Raw genomic sequence first — 20,217 nt, 5'->3', positions numbered from 1 at the left:
CATTCTTCTACTTCTCCACTTCTAGCAGACGTCTGAGTTCATTTTCCGGAATCTCTTGTATGGTCTGTGCGGGTCGATGACTCGGAGCAATTGGAGCAACCGGCTCTTTTTTCGCAACCTGAACGGGGGCAGCTGATGGTGCCACCACAGATGTGGCCACAGTCGGCGGCGCCAGAGGACGCGGTGCCGCCTTGGAAATATCATTCGGATCCTTCTTCATCGCCGACGCAAGCGCCTGGCGCAAAGCCGAGATGTTCTCTTTGAGCGGACCAGTCTGAGAATCGGGTGTGGTCTTTGACTTAAGTTGACTCAGAGAGATTGGTTTCGCTTGCGACTGATGAAGCTGTCCCGCAAAAGCCGATGAAGGTGACGAAGGCACTGGGGCATGGTGGATCGCTGCAGGTTTCGGTGCAGGGATGACCATTGTTGTAGCGGAGCCAATCGGCTTGGCTGGTGCCACAACAGCTACCGGAGTCGAAACAACGGGCGCGATTCGTGCAACTGGCGCCGAAGCCGGGGCAGGCGCTGGAGCAGACACGGGGGCGGGGACAGAACGGACCTCGGCACGAACCGACGCAGGTCTTGTTTCAGGACGTACTTCAGTACGTGTTTCGCTGCGCGGCGTGAGAATCGTCTTCACCGCCTCACTTGGTCGCGCTTCCAGTCTCGACTCCGGCCTTGGCTCAGGCTTGAGCGGCTGATGCCATTGTTTAATCTCCTCCTCCACCTGGGCGCGCGGGCGAGTGAACAGCACACGAGACGCCTCTATCACCTCCTGCTTCATATTCTTCGCCGGCGGAGCGATGGGCGGCAATGTGGTGGCTGAAAACGGCTGAGAACTGATCCCGTCGATCATCAATTTCAGGTAGATCTGGATGTACCCAAGATTCACAAGGTCTTCCGCCAAAAACTTTGGTGCGAATTCCTTTTCAAGCACATCGGCATCATATGCACCGACACGGAAGGTGATCATCGTACCCACGTTGCCGAACACTGCGGCCCGCACCTCTTCCTCCATCTGTTCAATATACTGGTGAGCGATCGTGAGGTTCAATTTGTACTTTCGCGCCTCGGAAAGAATGTCAGCAAACGATTTGTTCGCAAACGACTGAAATTCATCCACGTACAGATAGAAATTCGGATGTTTTTTGAGATCGCTATCTGTGAGGTCGGCACGCGACATCGCCGCCAAATAGATCTTGGTGATCAACATACTGCCAAGCAGGTTTGCATTCGACTCGCCCACTCGTCCCTTCGATAGGTTCACGATGAAGATTTTCTTTTCATCCATCATCTTTCGCAGATCAAAAGAAGAGTTCGGCTGACCGATGATATTGCGGATCAGCGGGTTGGCAGTAAACTGCCCGATCTTGTTTTGGATCGCCGGCGTCGCTTCCGCGGCAAATTTCTCCGTGTACTTCGCGAATTCATCGTTCCAGAAAGACTTCACGGCCGGGTCACTCACATTTTCCACCACGCGACGACGATACTCTTTGTCGGCAAACATTCTGTTCACGCCGAGCAACGTCGCTCCCGGATATTCAAGCAAAGCCAAAATGGTATTGCCCAAAATATATTCCATACGCGCAGACCACGCATCCTCCCAGATCTTCTTGAAGGTGCTCATGAGGCCAGACAACACCAAGTGACGCTTGTCGAAACCGACATCTTCCATCACATTGAAGGCGATCGGGTGTTCGAGGTCGAACGGCGCAAAATACACTACGTCTTTTTTGCGCGATTCCGGAATATACTCGAGCAGAAGATCGGCCGTCTTGCCGTGCGGATCGATGAAGCAGATACCCTCGCCCGATTGGATATCCTGCACTGCCATATTTTCGAGGAGCGTCGATTTTCCCATACCTGTCTTGCCGACAACATACATGTGTCGGGTGCGATCTTTGCGCTTAATACCAAAAGGCACCCTCTTGTTGCGAGAGTCAGTCTGAGCAAAGTAGGTCACTTTGTTCTCATCCATATACGTACGGGAATTATATCAAAAAAACAGCACCGACGCATCCCACAAAACGGGGACACGCGGTGCTTGTTGACTTCGACCTCAGGCACCTGCCTGGGCGACGTTTCCGGCATACAGCCGGCCAGCGACACTGCGGGGATCTTGACGCGACCCAGGTTCGAGCACCGGGGCATCGGCGGCAAAATTGCCGAGGATTTGCGCGAGGGTCGCGAGACCGTGCTTTTTGGGTTGCGTCTGTTTCCCCACAGGACTCTGCGGGCCGGCTTTTGCTGTTGCCTTCGTCATAAACGAGCTTGTTTCTACAATTACTAGAGCGCGATGCCAGGAGTGACCAGCCACCCAGGCCACCTCAACTCCAACCCCATCCGCTCACTGGATAACAATTCTATACCTCTCCTAGACTGTTTGTCAATGGCCAGCCCTTTTCTTGTCCACAGCTAGCTTGTCGGCGAGCAGCGCGCCTTTCGTGTATTGAACTTTTGGGTCCCAGAGAATCCACGAAGTGAGTCCGGCATCATACACCGCCTTCATCTGTGCCTGCACCAATTCGGCAGTATACATAGCACCGAGATCGAAATCTTGGAGCCACGGACGGAGCTGCGCCATCGGCGTCGTGCTCGCCAACGTCTGAGCGGCTACAACTTTCTCCCGCGCCATCTCCATCGAATATTTCACCACTTGATACGGCTCGGCGGCCGGACTTTTCAGATTCAAAAAACCGGCCGGATAGTGCGACGGGTATACCATCGGCATAATGTAGTCGAAGTATGGCAAAGCTCGATTCAATACCTGCCCGATATTCAGATCACCTTTGTTGGTAGTGGTCATACCGAAGAGGTCTGCCGAAGTGACGATGCCGGTACCAGAGAGACGGCGGTGCAGGTACTCGAAAAACGCCTCAAGCACGTCAGCTTTCACCTTCCCTTCACTATAGGGGAAATAGATATCGTTCATGTCACCGTCGGAAGGAAATCGAACGTAATCAAAATTTAATTCGTCGAAACCATGAGCATATGATTCTTTGGCAATAGCAATCGTGTAGTCCCAAGCCTTCTTCGAGCCTGCATCCACCCAACCGATCCCCTTGTGATCCTTCCAGGCTGACAATTTGTCAGCGCGCTTCACAGAGATCGCCGGATATCGTTCAGCCAACAACGGATCCTGGAATACGGCGATACGGCCAATGACATACACATCGCGCTCGTGCAATTCATGGATGAATTGGTTGATATCGGTAATACGCGCACTGTCGGATCCTGCTTTCTTGAGCTCCGGATCGTTCACTGGGAAAGCAATGTGGCCGGTAGCATCTTTGATATCGATCACCACCGCATTCACTCCAGTGGCGTCGATGAGGTCGAGCACTTTGTCGCGCAACGTTTTGGTCCCCGCGATCCAGCTAGTAATGTAGATGCCTTTTAGCGGCTCCGGGGTGTCGAGATACGTCACTTTGACCTTGGTATTCGGATCATTTTCTCCGCCAAACGTCGAGAGTACCTGAGCGCGCTGCGACTGGACGAGTAAATCTTCCGCTGTCGGCAAACCAATGCCCCACGGATGCGGACCAAACCCTTCCCCGTATGCCGGATAAGCCTTTGGCAAAATGACGAACGCCAACACAAAAACCATTACGAGCGCGGCTATGATGCTGCCCAAGATCCACCGATCACGCACCGACATGAGTACTGTGTTGGATGCCATTCTCGCTATATGTTTCAGTTACCCGCTCTCCTTTCCTCGAAAGCAGAGAGCTGATGAGGATTTGCCGATGGAGAAGGTAGGTAGCGAGGAGCGTAATCAATGAAAGCAAAAGTGCGAGATTCGATTTCCAGGTTGTGGGAATGCCGCAAAACGGTGAGAAGAGAAAAAGAGTGAGCGCTGCTGAAGAAAAAATGATTCTGATCTTCAATTTCATGCGCCCATCATATCACGAAATCTGCCAAGTCCAGGCTGTGTATTATGCTATACTGTTGAAAATTTCATGAAGGCTCCGACCCTCTACGTCACCCGTGATATCGAGCGCGCGACCGGCTTCGCTTCCCTGCCGGCCGGCTATTATATTGTCGCCAATGTCAGTCCGTATGCTGAGGCAGTACAAGCAAAGTACCCTGAGCAGGTGTTGCTTGTGCGAAGTGAGAACATCGCGACAAAAGGTAGTAGCGCGCAACTCGACACAATTGACCTTTTGGAGCATCCAGCTACTTCAGCGTTTGTGAAAAATATTGCAAAGGCGCATGGCAAGAAGCCAGCGATCGTCGTATTCAAAAATACGTCACGGATCGAGCGTTGTGTGCGCGAAAAAGGCTGGCGACTTTTGAACCCTTCCGCCTCGCTCGCTGAACACCTCGAAAACAAGATAACCCAGGTCGCCTCGCTCGGCGCCGCGGCTCGCTTTCTAGTCCCTGGCACTCGCCTCGCCATCTGTATGGAGCTCGCATGGGAAGGCGTACCTTTTGTCTTGCAATTTGCCCATGCGCATACAGGTGAAGGGACTGTGTTGGTGCAGAGCGTCGAACAGCTCGCTGAGATCCAAAGACAATTCCCTCAGCGCGAGGTGCGCATGAGTCCATTCGTGAAAGGATCAATGTATACGAGCAACAACTGCGTGGTACCGATTAGGCGCATGTTCAAAAACGGTTTCGGTTTGTTCGGCGCTTTTTCTCGACCGAAGACACTCGTCGGCAATATCAGCTATCAAATCACCGGCCTCGCACCGTTCACCGATCTTCCTTTTTCAACAGTGGGCAATGACTGGAAAAAGGGGGCGGCACTTTCGGCGGAGCTCCGCAAGCAGTATGAGGAAATGGCGCGCGCCGGCGGCGCGCGCCTGGCAGCATTAGGCTGGAAAGGTCTCTTCGGCATCGACGCTATTCTCGAAGAATCCACACAGCGCTTCTACCTCATCGAGATCAACGCCCGCCAACCAGCTTCGACCACTTTCGAATCAGAGTTGCAGAACGATGCACGTGGCAGAAGCGGCGCTGGCGCCGACGCTACCTCTTCTGCCGCCTCCATCCTCACCACCTTCGAAGCGCACCTCGAGGCATTGACTGGTGAAATTGCCGATAACGCACAACTGCAAAAAATCAGCGATGGCGGCCAAGTGATCCAGCGTCGCACCGCCTCAATCGCCGCCAAACTGAAGGATTCTCAGAATTTCGTGCGCGAAACAGCCGAAGCGTTGCGCGCCGAAGGCTACACCGTCCTTGAATACGCCAACACCAAGCCGAATAGTGACCTGCTTCGCATCCAGAGCAAAAAAGGTATAATCGACTCACCATTATGCAATCCAACACATTGAGTGTTCCAGCTCGTACTGCCATCGAACAGTACCTCTCCCTCCCCTCGCTCGAGGTGCCGGCACCGTACTACAACAATCGCCGACACAAGTTGGTCGCCGGTCTGCGTGCCCTCGCCGGCAAGGGTTTGCCAGAAGAAATCGTGGAAGAAGCTGAACTATTTTCGATTCGAGAAAAAGTGAACCTTGCGAGTATTTCATGGACCGATAAAACCAAATTCCTTGTCGATCACCATCTCGGTATTGACTGCTCCGGTTTTGTATATCACGTCCTCGATGCGGAGAGCCGAGCGCGGGGCGCAGGCGCGATGCATTCGCACATTTCGTTTCATCATCGTTCGTTTTTGCGACGACTCGTCGCCCGCCTCCGCCCCGCGCAAAACGCCGGCGCCATCACTTTTGCCCAGCCTACCAATAGCCGCGAGGTCGACCTCGCCGAAGCAGAGGCGGGCGACTTCATTGTCATGACCCACAACTCCGACGCGCGCTCATTCGACCACATTATCCTCATCACCCACGTCGACAAAGCCACGACCCACACCACCCTCACCTACACCCACTCTATTGCTTGGCCATCAGACGGTATGTACGGCCACGGCGTACGCACCGGCACTATCACTGTCACCGACCCTCTCATTAAGCTCGCCGACCAGGTTTGGGAAGAGCATGGCAAAGCTGGCGTAGAAAACTATACCCATGGTCGCGCCGTGAAGGCCGAAACCACCTCGCTTCGGCGCTTGAATTGGTTCTAGAGCTACGTCCTGTAAAAACCCTTGGAAAATAGCCATTTTGTGCTATCCTTTTCCCTATCCATGGAGTATCTGAGCATCGCGCAAAACAGTCTCTCGGACCAGATTGGTTTCGCTATCGGCGCCTGTATTTTCGCCTTCCTGTGGGCGCCGCTCCTCACGCATTTTTTGTATAAATACAAGATCGTCCGCCAAAGCCAATACGACCCATCACTCGCACTCGAATCTCGCCGCGACAAAGTGGGTGTGCCGGTGATGGGCGGCTTGCTGGTGATCGTAACAGTGGCCCTTATCACTTTCACTTTCAATTGGGATCGACACTTCACCTGGATGCCGATCGGCGTCATGCTCCTCTCTTCGGCACTCGGCGGCATCGATGATCTCCTCAACATTTTCGGCACCGAACGCCGCAATCGCAAACTCTCACAAACCCTCACACTCATTCGTGTGCACAAGCTCTGGTATGTACGACTTTGGCTCATCGTCATCCTACCTTGGGAGATCTTCAAGCGCGCCGCGACCATGCTTTCGCGCCATCCGGGCAAAGGAGTGCACGTACACGAGAAACTCCTGCTCCAATTCCTCGCCGGTGCCGCGGCTGCTTGGTGGATCTATTTCAAACTCGGTGAAAATTGGCGCGTCATCAATATTCCATTCGACGGCTCGTTGAGTCTCGGCTTCTGGCTGATCCCGCTCATTATTTTTGCCGTGATGTTCACTGCCAATGCGGTAAATATCTCCGACGGCATGGACGGCCTTGCCGGCGGCATGCTCATCACCACTTTCGGCGCCCTCACCCTGCTCAGTTGGATCAACGATTTCAGCTCGATGGCCGTACTCAACGCCACCACCACCGGCGCACTCATCACTTACACGTATTTCAATATCAAGCCCGCGCGTTTCCAAATGGGCGACGTCGGGTCGCTCGGTCTCGGCGCACTATTGGCCATAAACGTGCTGGTCCTGAAGCTCATCATCGTCCTGCCCCTGCTCGGCTTCATGTTCTATGTCGAAGCATTGTCAGTGTTGATTCAGATCGCCGTCCGCTCACTGTTTGGCAAACGCATTTTCAAGATGGCACCAATCCATCACCACTTCGAGCTGAAGGGGTGGAGCGAAGAAAAGACCATCATGCGTTTCTGGATCATCCATCTCATCTTCGTCGTCATCGGCGTGTGGGTGGCGATGCATTAATTTTTACATATGAACACGAATTGGGTTTTTATCGCACTTCTCGCACCACTCTTTTGGGCAATCGCGAACTACATCGACAAGATAGTGATCAATCGTTATCTTGTTTCAAGTATCACCGGCGCTGGTTCACTCATAGTCTTTACAGGGATGACTGGATTTCTAGTTGCGGCAGTAATTGCCTTAATTCATGGAGATATTTTTTCTATTAGCTACAGCCATGCTCTTATCATCGTTACAGCAGGGGCAATGCTAGTAGCATCCTTCATCCCCTATCTATATGCACTTCAAAAAGATGACCCTAGCGTAGTCGTGCCACTTTATCAGCTAATTCCAGTATTCAGCTACTTTTTGGGCTTCATATTTCTTCAGGAAGAACTAAGTTTTCAGCAAGTAATTGCTGGCTTGATTGTGATCGCTGGATCCATAGGCATATCACTAGATCTAAAAAGGGGCTTTTCCCTAAAAATCCGGACACTGTCCTTGATGTGTTTGGCTTCTCTTGGAGTGGCCGTAAATTACCTTGTCTTCAAAATGATCGCCTTAGAAGGTAACTTTTGGACAACCGGTTTCTGGGAATACATGGGAGCAGGTATATTTGGACTAGGTCTCCTTATTTTTTACAAACCCTATCGAATCGAATTTATTACTCTGATCAAGAAGAACCGCCTCATTGTGCCTAGCATGAACGTGCTGGGAGAACTCTTGAACTTAAGTGCAAAACTATTGATGAGCTTCGCAACGCTAAGTGCCCCTCTTGCTGTGGTAACCCTAATAAACGGGTTGCAACCTTTTATCATTCTGGTGCTGGGGATTATTCTCACATTAGTATTCCCCAAGTTAATTCAGGAAGACATTACCAAAAAGACCCTTATTCAAAGAAGTTTCTCCTCAGTTGTAATGTTTCTTGGTATTTATCTATTGTTTAAATAATCACCATGTCATACCTCAACTGGAACACCGAAATCGTCACTGACTTCAGCCCGGCAACGCTCGATGCTTTGTATGAGCAAGGTTATGTGGCAACGCGTGTCGACAAAGGCACCTTCAACCAGACCCGCAGCGTCCGCATCCGCCTCGCGGACTTTGAGCTGTCGAGCGAAAATCGCCGCATCTTGCGAAAGGTGGAGAAAGTGACGCTCGAAGCACATCCACTGCCCTACACCGACTACCATTGGTCTATCCACAAGCTCGCGAAAGATTTTTATACCACCAAATTCGGCGAGGACACCTTCAGTGCGAACAAAGCGAAGGAGCTGCTCACTGAGGCGGACAAAAGCAGCTTTAATGCCTTGCTGGTGTTTCGAGAAGGTACTGCAAGCGGCTCGGAAAAAGGCCGCGTTCTCGGCTACTGCATCGCCCTCAAGACCTCGACCCTGCTCCACTACAGCTACCCTTTCTACAAGCTCGATGAAGAGACTGCTCCGGGCGGCGCACTCTCGAGCCTCGGACTCGGCATGATGACCAAAGCGATCGAGTGGGCGAAGACCGCCGGACCGAACGGCCAGAGCCTCGAGTATGTATACCTCGGATCGCTCCAGCGCCCGACGGACACATACAAGCTGCAGTTCTCAGGCCTCGAATGGTTTGATGGCGAAAAATGGTGGAAAGATATTGAGCCGCTGAAGGAGGTTTTAAAATAGCAGAAATTTAAAATAAGAAGGCCCCGCGCTGCAAGCAGCGCGGGGCGGTGGAAACTGACAAGCTGTTCAGAGGACGTAGTGGGCGCCAGAGTGACGCGTGTGATCCTCGAGATGGTCAAAACTCAAGAACCAGGTCACGCCGCGCTCATTCCTGGAGCGAGTAAATTGGCAGGCGTAGTAACTCCTCCCATCCGAGACGATCGCAAAATTCTTCGCCCCGTCTGTCCGACTGAGCAGGTAGTCACCCTTCTCGGAACGACGGATCAAGTCAATGATGTGCAATGGCGACATCACGGAACCCGCGGCAAAGGTGTGCACTTGTGACTCCTCACAACCAAATTTGCCTTCCTTCACAAGGGAGAGAAACTCGTAATGGTTGAGCATCCAGCAGAAAGCTCGGAAAGAAGCGGCTCGACGCCGGGGATAGCTCGGGAAAACAGTTGCCAGCGAAAGACCTTTCGGGAAACTGTCTGGGTGCTCATGCGTCTTAATGGTGACGTCCTTGATCTTGCCCGGTAAGACATTACCCAAAGTGCACGAGGGAACCCCCGGCAAGGAGATATTCTGCCGGAGCGCAAGGATCTGAGCCTGAAACACCTCAAAAGATTCCTGGAGGCGCGTCGTGATGGGCTCCAAGATCAGCGACTGCGGATTTGAGATCAGACGTTGCATCTGGGATGCTGGCATCCATTTCAAGCGATCCGGAAGGGACCGGCTCAGGTGACCCATCAGTTCTTTGATCTGCCGCGGGGTTGCCGGCATTTCTGTGGTTATTCTAGGAGACATGACTGACTCACTTTCTCAATGATCGTTCGTCCTTTCCCTGCGGCCCCCAAAAGAGAGCCTTGGAACAGTTCGGGTACTCCTGATCTGCGTTGCAGACTACCACACACAGACGGACAGCGTCAATTTCTGTATCTCACGCATTTGACTTTGAACTCAGCGAGGAATAAAATATCGCGAGTAGTATCTTAAAGGTAGATGCCAGCAATGTGCTTTTGAAACGCAGGAAGGAGTCTGCAAACTTTGACCAGACTCAACTCTGGCCGATGATATGATGAGGGATAGACCCACCTAAGACGTGGCCATTCCGCCCCTCCAAAAGCACGTTATTGGCACCTACAAAAAAGAACGAGGCATTGTTCTCGGGAGCGAAAGTCAGAAAGGCTCGCTGCGGAGGTTCCAACAGGAACTTACTATGAGGGGTACGCCGACCCTCCACTCTCGAGAATAGCGCCCTGTTCTTTATACGTTCGAACAAGTCTCTCGAAATCACTCCTTTTCGAAAAGTGGAGGGAGATAATATCTCGCACTTCCCCACCACTATCCAAGACGATCATCACGGCCTTATTGGAATCTTGGAAGAACTTTCCCAACAATGATGAATCTTTGTACTTTTGAACAGGATTTACGATATTAAGCTCAGGACTCAATAAGACCTGTGGGGCTTTCTCCACAAGATAGCATATATCTTGTCGGCTATTTCCACCCCTGAGCCGGCTCTCAATAAAATGTTTGAATGATCTTCTCGAGAACTGCGCCTTACAACCAATAGGAATAATGCCCGAGGGATCACTGATCAACTCTCCAGACTTCATTGCAATAAATTCCTCGATAATTTTCTCTATCTCATCCACCTAATAAGCGTAGCAAAGGGGTGATAGAGAAACCGCAAAGAAACGATAAGGAAATCGTGAAGAAATGTTCAAAAAAGCCTAAATTACGCTATACTACCCAAATGTACTCAATGACCCTTCCGCCTAGCCACGCAATGTCGACTGGCTCAGCGGCCAATGTGCCAAAACACCTCCACATCATCGGTATTTGCGGCGTAGGAACCGGTGCTTTGGCCGTGGCCTTTAAGCGCGCTGGCTGGAAAGTGACCGGTAGCGACAAAGGCTTCTACCCGCCCGTCTCCACCACGCTCACAGAAGCGGGTATCTCATATCACGCCGGCTGGCATCCGGAGAAAGTCGGCATGCCGGATATTGTGGTAGCGGGCGGCGCGGGCACCAGTCTGCAAAATCCCGAAGTGATGTATGTGAAAGAAAAGGGTATTCCCCTCCTCTCTTTTGCCGAAGCGATCGGCCAATTTCTCGTGAAAAAGAATTCGATTGTCTGCGTGGGTACCTGGGGCAAAACCACTTCGAGCGCGTTGTTGGCTTTCATCATGGAGCGAGCCGGCATGGCACCAAGCTTCTTCTCCGGTGGTGTGGCCGTGGGCCGAGATGCCGGACAGATCACCGAGAGCGACTGGAGCGTCGTCGAGGGTGACGAATATCAAGCGGCGATCTGGGACAAAAAAGCAAAATTTTTCTATTACAAACCGACCCATCTCCTCCTCACCGCCATTTCCTGGGATCACGCCGACCTCTACCCCACCGAAGCCGACTACCTGAAAGCTTTCGAGAAACTCCTCGACCAAGTGCCTTCGAGCCTACGTGAGAAACGCGTTGTCGCCTGTGCGGACTCGCCTTTCGTGAAGATTTTGCTCGCCAACAAACACGTCCAGCACGTGAGCTACGGCAAAGATTCTTCCACCGACTACCGATATGAAAACGTGTCGCACACGAAAGCCGGCTTGAGTTTTGATATTATTCATGCACCGGATGCCAAAAAGTACGCGATCGTTAGTCCGATGCTCGGAGCATACAACGCGGAAAATATCACCGGCTGCTTCGCAATGGCTCGCGAGATCGGGATCGCACCGGAGGTCGCAATATCAGCGATCAAAGAATTTGCCGGACTGAAACGCCGCCTGGAAAAACGCGGCGAGAGTGCGCGAGGCACAGCCATCGACACCCATGCTCCGACGGCCGACAAAGCGAAGGCCGGACTCGAGAGTGTTCGTGAGGTATACAAAGGTAAAATCGTCGCTATTTTTGAACCCAACATCGGCGGCCGTCAGCGCGCTTCGCAAGCTATGTATGCCGGTGCCTTTGCCGCAGCAGACCTTGTGCTCATCCCCCGCCTCACTAAATTGAAGATTGATGCGACACTCACCGCCGAAACACAGCCGCTCGAAGGTGACGAATTGGCAAAGATTCTCGGCAAGGATACACAGGTGCGATACATCGAAGACGATGAGAAGTTGGTGAACGAGGCAGTTCAGGAAATGACCAGCAAGGAGGATGTAGTCATCTTTCTCGGCTCACACGGCTTCCGCGGGATGATTGAGGCGGTGGTGGAGAAACTCAAGACTAATTAGCCTCCTGCTCGATCACAAACTCATTCCCATCTGAATCGGCAATCACTCCGTCATACCAGCCCCAATGCTGTTTCATCGGTCCGTGAACGACCGTCGCACCGAGAGTCACAGCGTCTTTCATAAAAACAAAAATGTCTTCGACTCGGAAAGTGCAGGATTTCCTGGTGCCGATATTTTTCTGCGCCCAATCCGGCGAGCGGTAGTCGGCATTTTCTTCGATATTAAATTCGATATCACCCAAGGTCGCCGAAGCAAACGGCGGACGGAACTCATCGAACTTCAACCCGAAGACTTTTTCATAGAAAGGCCGCGCCTTATTCAGGTCCGAGACACCGATGAGAATAGTACTGAAAGTGACTTTTTGCATGTCGGATTACTTCCCCTCATCCGCAATCTCCACATCGACCTTGCTGTCCTCGCCGATGCTCAAAACATGGAGCGAGATACCGCAAACATTGCACTCGATCACGTGGCCCGCAACGACATTGGGAAAGGCTGACAAGTCGACTTCGTTCTTACATTCCGGACAGGTGCATGTGTGTTTCATGCTTTATATCTTACTAGAAACGGTGTAGTATTCAAAGCATGGTCACCCCCCAGATCTCCCACGAAAAACTGGCCAAAAAGCTCGGTCTTTCTGGCTCGCTGTACCTGAAACGCGAGGATCTCCACCCTCTGCGCTCGCACAAGGGACGCTCTTTGCCGCGGATGATTGAACACTACGCCAAAGCCGACGCGCGCGATTTTGCCATCTCCTCTTCAGGCAATGCGGGTATTGCCGCCGCCATGTATTGCACCAAACACAATACTGAAAATGTCGGCGATCTGTATCGACTCAAAGTCTTCATTGGACGAAATATCTCGGATGAGAAACGCCGGATTCTTTCGGAACATGCGAGTGGCTCAATCCAAATCACGCAAGTGGACCGACCTTTGCAGACTTTTTTGCAAGCAACCAAAGATCCGAAAGTGACAGGCCTCCGACAATCTACCGACGACGTTGCCCTCGAAGGCTACGCTGAGCTCGCTCGCGAGTTGGCGAAAATTCCTTCCCTAAAAGCCGTGTTCATGCCGGCCTCTTCTGGTACCGGTGCACAGGGATTGTTTGAAGGGTTCAAAAAACTACAGACACAAGACACGGGAAGCGCGAACTTCAAAATTCCTCAGATTCACATCATTCAGACCGAATCGTGCCACCCCATCGCGGACATGCTCGGTACTTCCCTCTCCGGTGCCGCGAATGAGGGTGTGCTCGCCAAAATGCGTTCGATCGTGAGTCCAAAAATGCAAGGCTCGATCGCAGACGCGATTGTGGACACAGTTGGTCACCGAAAAGATATGCTCAGCAAAGAGGTGCTAGAAAGTGGCGGAGCGGGCTGGATCATGACAAATGACGAGATCGCAAAAGCAGTGGAAATGCTGCGCGAAGATGGCGTGCTCGCCTCTCCAAATGGCGCATTGGCAGTATCAGGACTTTCAAAAGCCGTGGCGAATGGTTGGAAATGGGATGGAGCGGTGGTCTGTGTGGTGTGCGGGAAGTAAGAGAGAAATTTTATAAAAAGAAACTCCCACCCGGTGCGCAGCACGGGGTGGGAGGATCGAACTGCGTTCGGAGCGGCTCAGACGAGCTGGAGCGCGTTGCGTCCGCGGAGACAGTTGTGGCACTGACAGTCGAGCGGGAATTCGGCTTCGAGTTCTTCGCGGAGGCGACGACCGACGGAAGGCGGGATGCGCTGCGCGCTGCACGGAACATCATTCCCCTTCGCCATACGGATACCCTGAGTCGTCGTGACAGGCGGCGCCAGATAGACAGGCTCGCCGTCACCAACATCGCCACCCTGACCGTCGAGGCCGAGGATGAGCAAGAAGCCGGGTGCAATCATCACCGCAGCAGAACCGTGTTGAGTCGACAACAACATGTTAACCTCTCAAGTGGCGAGAAACTTCTTCCGAACGTCGGAAGAAAAAGATTCCACAGTTTGTTTCTCTTTTCGTAACTGAGCTGTATTGTAGCACCCCTCAAGGCACTTGTCAACAATTACAAAATATGGCCTATTTTTGAGGCCCTGCCCCACTTCCCGAAATCAAACTTTTCACCGTAATCAGCTCTTCCAGGAGCGACCGAAGCTTCTTTGTGTCTTCCTCATCCACCTTCACCTGACAATCAAAATCTGCCAACTTTCTCAGCAGCATTTTATACAGGTCATTAAAATACAGCTCCAGCACTTTACTCCTTTCGGCCGGCACTTTCCCGTCTCGCAGCAGTGAGATCACTGTGGCGAGCACATATTCATTTGTTTGCAGCATATTGTGTCTATTTTTATCCGAGCGCAGTTTTTTGCGCGTCGCTTCGTATTCTAGTTGTAATCAACACTCACGCTTGCGAAAGAATCTTTCCCGACGATGACGTGGTCAATGAGATGGATCCCGACGATCTTCCCTGCTGTCACGAGCTGCTTGGTGATCTCGATATCTGCCTCACTTGGCGTCACGACGCCCGAAGGATGGTTGTGCACAAGGATCACCGCCACAGCACCGTACTCGATGCCTGGCTTGAACACTTCGCGAGGATGCGTGATGCTGGTATTAATCGTACCTATCGAAATAGTCTCGTCATGGACAATGCGGTGATGCGTATTGAGATAGATACCGCGGAGATGCTCCTTTGGCAATTCGCGCATATCCTTCGTATACTCAAAGACATCCTGCGCAGTGCGGATAGTGGTGAGCGGTCCGTCTTTCTTTTCGAAGAAACGTCGGCCCAATTCACCCACGGCCACGATCTGCATCGCTTTGATAAGCGGTATGTCGAGACTCTCGGAAAGCTCTTTTGCGTTGGCGCGGCCAATGATCGCCCGGTCGCCGTATTCCTTCAAGATTCGCGAGGTCATTTCCATCACCCCCTCCTTGGTAGTGCCCGTACTCAGCACGACGGCCAACAGCTCATTCGTAGTGAGCGAGCTTGGACCGTTCTTGAGCATTTTCTCCCGCGGTTTGTCGTCGGAGGGCATGTCCTGCACACGCAAAACATACTGTTTTGGCTGCCCAGGAATAGGCTGGCTCATGATCAAATTGGAATCTCGAATGGTGTATGCGACGTTCATGGCCATAATAGTATCACATACCTCCGCTAAAGAAACTGCTAAAAAGTGTTCAAGAAAGAGCTGAGAAGTGGTAGAGAAATGATGAAGAAAGAGTAAAGAACAACATCAGAAGAAAACCGCGAACGCCTTGGCGTTCGCGGTTTGTGATCGGCCAATGACCGACCTTCGACACATGTTCCACTACCCCGCAAACACCGGAAATGGTCCGAACTGGATGCATTTTTCCATGTGTTCTCGCGCTCCAACCAGCGCTCGCTCGTGCGCGGCAAGCTCAGCGGACCCACTTCCGCTCTCGCTCTCGATAGCGAAATGGTAGGTGCCGTTCTCCACATGGAGCGAATGGATGAGGCGGAGATTGATGTCCTCCGCTTCAAATGGCCGCAACACCTTCACCAATGCGCCTGGCTGATGCTTCACCTGGAAGACGGTGAGCGCTCGATATGGAGCCAGCACCGTCACCCGACGAGATGGCGGCAATTGGCACACTCTTGGTCCCAGATAGAAGAAGGTAGTGATCGCTTCCATGTCTTCAAAAGCCACGTCGAGGATCTCGAGGCCATACTTTTGAGCAGCTTGTGCCGGACCTAGTGCAGCCACACCCTCGTGAAGACCTGTCTTCGAGACATCCTCGGCGGCCTTGCCGTTGCTCGGCGAATTCACCACCGTAACACCGAGCGCCTTCAGTCGCTGCCGACAAGCGCCGATCGCTTTCGGATGTGCGATGACGGTCTTGATATCTTCCAACCTTGTACCAGGCAGGACCATCAGCGTGAAATGGATTTTCATCCGCAGCGCACCGATAATTTCAATCGGGCAGGCTTCAGGGTATCCCCTCAGCAATTCGATGAACGAATTGACCGGTGGATCCACCCTGCCTTCGGCTTTGGTCTCCATGGCGATTGCACCGTAACCACCTCGTTCGAGGAGGAGTGGCAGGACATCTTCATTTGCCGCGGCCAGCGCCAAGGTGTTTCGCAGGTCATTTGCTGCTGGCCCGCCACACAATGCAGCGAGGCGGTCGTATGCGAGAGCGCTGAATGTCGCGCCTTCGGGTCCCAAATAGGTGATGTTCATGTGGTTTCCTTTCTTGGTTGCTTGCGTATTCGGTTTTCAAACAGCTCTGTCCAAAACAAAAAACCGGCCAAGTAGGCCGGTTTTTTGTTTAGGAGAAATCTACAACACTAAACCAGCCTTCCCTTTGCAAAGCTAAAAGCCCAGAAAGTAAACGCTGATTTGTTGGTCGTAATTTTCATTACTTTTCAATAATACTCCGGAAGTCGATGCCTGTCAAAGCGAGATACTTTGTGCCGAGGAAGGGATTTGAACCCTTATGAGATTGCTCTCGCTGCGACCTGAACGCAGTGCGTCTGCCAATTTCGCCACCTCGGCACTACAGATGCGCTGACGCATCCGCGGCGCGTTGCTATGTAGAGGCTAGATCACCTCCACCATCACCGCGCTGGTCTCGGCGGTCTTGCCCAGGGGCATGCCGGCGACCACCACCACTTTATCACCCTTCACGCCGATTTTGAACTTCTTCGTGATCTCGCGCACTTGCTTGCTCACCTCAGCCAAGGTCAACATACGTGGGACCAATACCGGCTTGCACCCATAGCTCAAGAGAAGCTGATTCGCCGTGCGGGTATTATGGGTCATACCGATGATCGGCAAATTCGGCTTGTTCTTTGACACCATAAATACCGACTGACCGCTGTTCGTGAGGACAAAGATCGCCTTCGCCTTCACATCGTGAGCCACCTGTACAGCCGCCGCACCGACAGATTCCACAACACCCATCGTCTTCCATTTTGTCTCATGTTCCTTGGCAATGCCGTGCTCAGTAGTCTTCGACACCAATGCCATCATCGACACGGCCTGTACGGGATAATCACCCAGCGTGGTCTCCTCAGAGAGCATCACGGCATCGGTACCCTCGAAGATCGCGTTCGCCACGTCGGACACTTCCGCGCGAGTCGGGGTGGCATTTTTGATCATCGACTCAAACATTTGGGTTGCTGTGATCACCGGCTTGCCTGCGGCATTGCACTTGTCGATGATCATCTTCTGAGTGATCGGCATATTCTCGGCGCCGATCTCGATTGCGAGGTCACCTCGACCGATCATCACACCATCCACGAGATCAACCAACTTGTCGATATTCTCGATCGCCTCCTGGTCCTCGATCTTCGCGATGATCTTCGCATCAGACTTCGCCTTGTTCAAAATTCCGCGGAGCTCTTCAACATCGGAGGGGCGACGCACGAAAGAAAATGCAAAGAAATCCACCTTGTTCTTGAGGCCGAAAGCGATATCCTTTTTATCTTTCTCAGTGAGAGAAGCGATCGACAAATAGGCACCGGGGAGGTTCACCCCTCGTTTACCTTTGATCTCGCCGCCGACAATGATCTTGCACTTCACATCACTTCCCTTGATCTCCACGATCTGGAGCTTCTTCTTGCCGTCGTGGAGCATGATGTATCCACCGACTTTCACCTCCTTTGGTAATGGCGCGTAGTTTACCGAAACACGGTTCACATCACCCTCGATCTTCTCGGTAGTCAAAGTAAAAAATGCGCCTTCTTTGAGCATGACCGGTTCGGTCTTGAAGGTGCCGATGCGGATCTTTGGCCCAGCGAGATCCTGGAGCATCGCACAAGGGATCCCCGTTTTCTCGACAGCAACCTTGAGATTATCCACCTTCTGCTGATGCTCAGCGAAGTCGCCGTGCGAGAAGTTCATGCGCACGACATTCATACCCGCCTCGAGTAGTGCGGAGAGCTTTTCCACGCTCGTGGTCGCGGGGCCAATGGTACAGACGATCTTGGTCTTCTTTTCGAGATTGATCATGGGAACTCTTGAGGATAAAAAATAGAATAATAAAATCCGTAGCTATACGGGTGCGCGCACTAGGATTCGAACCTAGGACCCCATCAGTATCAGTGATGTGCTCTACCAACTGAGCTATGCGCGCATCTTCTCCATGCGAAACGGCACCGAAACGACAAAGCCGAGCCGCACCGAAACGCCCCAGCAATATAACAAAAAAAGCGCCGCTGGACAAGCCGAGCGACGCTTTTTGCTAAAACAGGACAGCCAATGGCGGATCAGGGCACGTAGATAGGATTCTTGTTCCTGATCTTCCACACTTCCTGAGGGGTGAGATGGACCTCTTTGCCGCTGGGATCGAACACCTTCACAATCTGATCTCGCCCGTTGATATGCACCGTATACACGTTGCTATAGTTCAACTGGAAGAGGTAGAAGATCACCCACAGCACGAGCACCACCGACAAGGTGGTGCTGACACGAATGAACGTATCGCGGGCCGAGGGGAAGGCGAGATCTCTCCACCTCGTGAGGTGCTCAAGGAGGACTCGCAAGCAGCGCAACCAAAGCGGCGCGGTTGCGTAGTGAACTAGCGTCAAACCCTGGCGACCTGACCGGTCTCCCAAGAAGGGCGTGTTAGCTTTCATTGAACTTACCTTTCTTGCCTTGCGGCAATATTTGTCTTTCCTTGATGGACGTCCACGAAGAATCGAAGTTCAAACCACCAACTAAGGTGGCCGCGGCGCGCCCTTGTCCTTTCGGACATCGAGGGCTTTAACACTGGGAAAAACAGCTAGGTGTAGTATATCACAAGCCAACACTATTGTCAATATAGTCAATTTGTGTCGTAATGAGTAGCAAAAAACCGCCCTATTGGGCGGTTTTTTGCTGAGGAACATTCTTTGTTTTGTTCCGTTCTGGTGTCGGCCTTTCCCGACAGTCAAAAGCGTTTTAGGTATCGCATAAACCGTTATGGACTCGATCGAGACCCACAACATCGACTCGATAAGATGTATGCCTCCGAAGAGGAACATATATCGGCTTCAAATTGAAATAATTCACGAGCAGCTTCCGCTACCCGTGCCTTGTTACGACTTACTCCCTGTCATTGAGCTTGCCTTAGGCCCACGCGAGGTAGGATTTCGGGCACTCCCAACTCCCTTGAGTTGACGGGCGGATGGCAATAATGAAACAAACATTTTGCGTTCCCACGTAGCGGGCGGATTTCCCGCACTACGCGAGTCCAATAGTTTTTTATTCATCTGAGATTTTAATGTTTTGATTCTCTCAATACCATCTTTTGTGAGATGATCACCCGACTGCACAATGTGTGCAATCTTACAAAATACTTTGAAACTTTTTTGCTTCGAAATACTTTGCAGTGGGTGTTTTTGAAAGAAAGGAATGATGGTTTCCTGTATGTCCTTGCAAGAAGATACAGTATACCGGTAACACTGGCAGTGATTCGCACGCACTTCTTTTTGGAAGTACACGTTTCCACATCCGAGTGTATTTTTAACCTTTTCAAGCAAGGGTCTGTCTGTTTCTTGCATTTTTATATGAAAATGCAATTGGACAGCATACCCCGCCCTATAGGAATCGGATTTCCACACGTTTGCATGGAAACATCCTTCTCCATCGGTTAATCCTACAATATACTCTTTCGATACTATTGGTTTTGTCCTTCCCATGTTCGCTTAATTATAACATTAAGTTGACGCATGGTACTACGACGCAGCTGACTTCTCACGATACTTCGATTGTTTTTGATACCGTGAGATCTCCCTGGGGTTAGTGATGATTCTATTCCTTGCATCCGACTCGAGGTTCTATTGATACTTCCCCATAACTCACCATATAGGTCGTATCCCTCTTTTTTGAGTGGGCTGCTTTTTGCTACTAGGATCCTTCATCAGACAGCCTCGCGGCCAACCAATTACCCGTTCGCTACATCTTTCGATAACTACTCGAAAGTGGGTTGATTTTAACAACCTAGATTCATCACCTGCCCGGCGCTTTTAATTTTGAGTACAAGACTTGAGAACGTATTCACCACAGTATAGCTGACCTGTGATTACTAGCGATTCCAGCTTCATGAGGTCGAGTTGCAGACCTCAATCCGAACTTAGGCCGCTTTTCTAAGGATTTGCTCCACCTTTCGGTATTGCGTCCCGTTGTAGCGGCCATTGTATCACGTGTGTAGCCCAGGGTATCAGAGGG

21 protein-coding genes, 2 tRNA genes and 1 rRNA gene are annotated in these 20,217 nt (G+C 51.8%); 7 read left to right on the top strand and 17 right to left on the bottom strand.

Annotated features, from left to right (window positions below; all coding sequences use genetic code 11):
- Positions 1 to 7 precede the first annotated feature (7 nt).
- From AAB391_03825 to AAB391_03815, 3 genes are all read right to left on the bottom strand, one after another.
- Positions 8 to 1,978: a type IV secretion system DNA-binding domain-containing protein gene (locus AAB391_03825; GenBank protein ID MEK7645412.1), complete on the bottom strand. Its 1,971-nt coding sequence runs from the start codon at positions 1,976 to 1,978 to the stop codon at positions 8 to 10.
- 81 nt (positions 1,979 to 2,059) lie between these two features.
- The gene (locus AAB391_03820) at positions 2,060 to 2,263 is read right to left on the bottom strand and encodes a hypothetical protein (GenBank protein ID MEK7645411.1); all 204 of its coding nucleotides are present in this window, start codon (positions 2,261 to 2,263) and stop codon (positions 2,060 to 2,062) included.
- Positions 2,264 to 2,386: 123 nt separating this feature from the next.
- A complete protein-coding gene (locus AAB391_03815) occupies positions 2,387 to 3,679 on the bottom strand; it encodes a putative glycoside hydrolase (GenBank protein MEK7645410.1) in 1,293 nt (430 codons plus the stop codon).
- A gap of 280 nt (positions 3,680 to 3,959) precedes the next feature.
- Here AAB391_03815 and AAB391_03810 point away from each other — a divergent pair, with 280 nt between their 5' ends.
- The 5 genes from AAB391_03810 to AAB391_03790 are packed head-to-tail and all read left to right on the top strand — an operon-like array spanning position 3,960 to position 8,859.
- Positions 3,960 to 5,279, top strand: a complete 1,320-nt coding sequence (locus tag AAB391_03810) for a hypothetical protein (GenBank protein MEK7645409.1) — start codon at positions 3,960 to 3,962, stop codon at positions 5,277 to 5,279.
- Positions 5,261 to 6,028 carry a hypothetical protein gene (locus AAB391_03805; GenBank protein ID MEK7645408.1) on the top strand — a complete coding sequence of 256 codons (768 nt, stop codon included), beginning with the start codon at positions 5,261 to 5,263 and terminating at the stop codon, positions 6,026 to 6,028. The genes AAB391_03810 and AAB391_03805 overlap by 19 nt, the downstream gene beginning before the upstream one ends.
- Before the next feature lie 60 nt (positions 6,029 to 6,088).
- On the top strand, positions 6,089 to 7,219 hold the full coding sequence (locus AAB391_03800) for a phospho-N-acetylmuramoyl-pentapeptide-transferase (GenBank protein MEK7645407.1): 1,131 nt from the start codon (positions 6,089 to 6,091) through the stop codon (positions 7,217 to 7,219).
- A gap of 9 nt (positions 7,220 to 7,228) precedes the next feature.
- Positions 7,229 to 8,149 carry an EamA family transporter gene (locus AAB391_03795; protein MEK7645406.1) on the top strand — a complete coding sequence of 307 codons (921 nt, stop codon included), beginning with the start codon at positions 7,229 to 7,231 and terminating at the stop codon, positions 8,147 to 8,149.
- A gap of 5 nt (positions 8,150 to 8,154) precedes the next feature.
- Positions 8,155 to 8,859, top strand: coding sequence for a hypothetical protein (locus AAB391_03790; GenBank protein MEK7645405.1), 705 nt, complete (start codon positions 8,155 to 8,157; stop codon positions 8,857 to 8,859).
- 66 nt (positions 8,860 to 8,925) lie between these two features.
- Here the strand turns inward: AAB391_03790 and AAB391_03785 are convergent, their stop codons facing one another.
- Positions 8,926 to 9,645 (bottom strand): hypothetical protein, encoded by a 720-nt coding sequence (locus AAB391_03785; protein MEK7645404.1) that lies wholly within the window; start codon positions 9,643 to 9,645, stop codon positions 8,926 to 8,928.
- Between the two features lie 410 nt (positions 9,646 to 10,055).
- Positions 10,056 to 10,496 (bottom strand): hypothetical protein, encoded by a 441-nt coding sequence (locus AAB391_03780; protein MEK7645403.1) that lies wholly within the window; start codon positions 10,494 to 10,496, stop codon positions 10,056 to 10,058.
- A gap of 101 nt (positions 10,497 to 10,597) precedes the next feature.
- On the opposite strand from AAB391_03780, the gene AAB391_03775 reads away from it, so the two are divergent.
- Positions 10,598 to 12,067 (top strand): Mur ligase family protein, encoded by a 1,470-nt coding sequence (locus AAB391_03775; GenBank protein MEK7645402.1) that lies wholly within the window; start codon positions 10,598 to 10,600, stop codon positions 12,065 to 12,067.
- Here the strand turns inward: AAB391_03775 and AAB391_03770 are convergent.
- Together AAB391_03770 and AAB391_03765 are read right to left on the bottom strand one after the other, a co-directional pair.
- Entirely contained in the window at positions 12,060 to 12,434 is a 375-nt protein-coding gene (locus AAB391_03770; protein ID MEK7645401.1) for a VOC family protein, read from the bottom strand. The genes AAB391_03775 and AAB391_03770 overlap by 8 nt on opposite strands.
- Positions 12,435 to 12,440: 6 nt before the next feature.
- On the bottom strand, positions 12,441 to 12,614 hold the full coding sequence (locus AAB391_03765; protein ID MEK7645400.1) for a hypothetical protein: 174 nt from the start codon (positions 12,612 to 12,614) through the stop codon (positions 12,441 to 12,443).
- Between the two features lie 38 nt (positions 12,615 to 12,652).
- Between AAB391_03765 and AAB391_03760 the strand changes: the two genes are divergently transcribed.
- Positions 12,653 to 13,609 carry a PLP-dependent lyase/thiolase gene (locus AAB391_03760; GenBank protein ID MEK7645399.1) on the top strand — a complete coding sequence of 319 codons (957 nt, stop codon included), beginning with the start codon at positions 12,653 to 12,655 and terminating at the stop codon, positions 13,607 to 13,609.
- Positions 13,610 to 13,686: 77 nt separating this feature from the next.
- Here AAB391_03760 and AAB391_03755 read toward each other — a convergent pair whose 3' ends face one another.
- The 10 genes from AAB391_03755 to AAB391_03710 form a co-directional block, all read right to left on the bottom strand.
- Entirely contained in the window at positions 13,687 to 13,986 is a 300-nt protein-coding gene (locus tag AAB391_03755; protein MEK7645398.1) for a hypothetical protein, read from the bottom strand.
- Positions 13,987 to 14,119: 133 nt separating this feature from the next.
- Positions 14,120 to 14,374: a hypothetical protein gene (locus AAB391_03750; protein ID MEK7645397.1), complete on the bottom strand. Its 255-nt coding sequence runs from the start codon at positions 14,372 to 14,374 to the stop codon at positions 14,120 to 14,122.
- Between the two features lie 50 nt (positions 14,375 to 14,424).
- On the bottom strand, positions 14,425 to 15,171 hold the full coding sequence (gene radC / locus AAB391_03745) for a DNA repair protein RadC (protein ID MEK7645396.1): 747 nt from the start codon (positions 15,169 to 15,171) through the stop codon (positions 14,425 to 14,427).
- A 180-nt stretch (positions 15,172 to 15,351) separates the two neighbouring features.
- Positions 15,352 to 16,245 carry a prephenate dehydratase domain-containing protein gene (locus tag AAB391_03740; GenBank protein MEK7645395.1) on the bottom strand — a complete coding sequence of 298 codons (894 nt, stop codon included), beginning with the start codon at positions 16,243 to 16,245 and terminating at the stop codon, positions 15,352 to 15,354.
- A 231-nt stretch (positions 16,246 to 16,476) separates the two neighbouring features.
- Positions 16,477 to 16,560: transfer RNA gene (locus AAB391_03735), tRNA-Leu, on the bottom strand.
- A gap of 45 nt (positions 16,561 to 16,605) precedes the next feature.
- A complete protein-coding gene (gene pyk / locus AAB391_03730; protein MEK7645394.1) occupies positions 16,606 to 18,018 on the bottom strand; it encodes a pyruvate kinase in 1,413 nt (470 codons plus the stop codon).
- 51 nt (positions 18,019 to 18,069) lie between these two features.
- A tRNA-Ile gene (locus tag AAB391_03725) sits at positions 18,070 to 18,142 on the bottom strand.
- 133 nt (positions 18,143 to 18,275) lie between these two features.
- A complete protein-coding gene (locus tag AAB391_03720) occupies positions 18,276 to 18,644 on the bottom strand; it encodes a hypothetical protein (GenBank protein MEK7645393.1) in 369 nt (122 codons plus the stop codon).
- Between the two features lie 441 nt (positions 18,645 to 19,085).
- Positions 19,086 to 19,688, bottom strand: coding sequence for an LAGLIDADG family homing endonuclease (locus AAB391_03715; protein MEK7645392.1), 603 nt, complete (start codon positions 19,686 to 19,688; stop codon positions 19,086 to 19,088).
- 280 nt (positions 19,689 to 19,968) lie between these two features.
- Positions 19,969 to 20,217: ribosomal RNA gene (locus AAB391_03710) — 16S ribosomal RNA — on the bottom strand; the annotation flags it as partial.

The organism is Patescibacteria group bacterium, from assembly GCA_038065315.1.
GTDB lineage: Bacteria > Patescibacteriota > Minisyncoccia > Phycocordibacterales > JBBTRF01 > JBBTRF01.
Note: the sequence above shows the minus strand (reverse complement) of the source record. Positions and strands in the feature narration are given on the sequence as shown.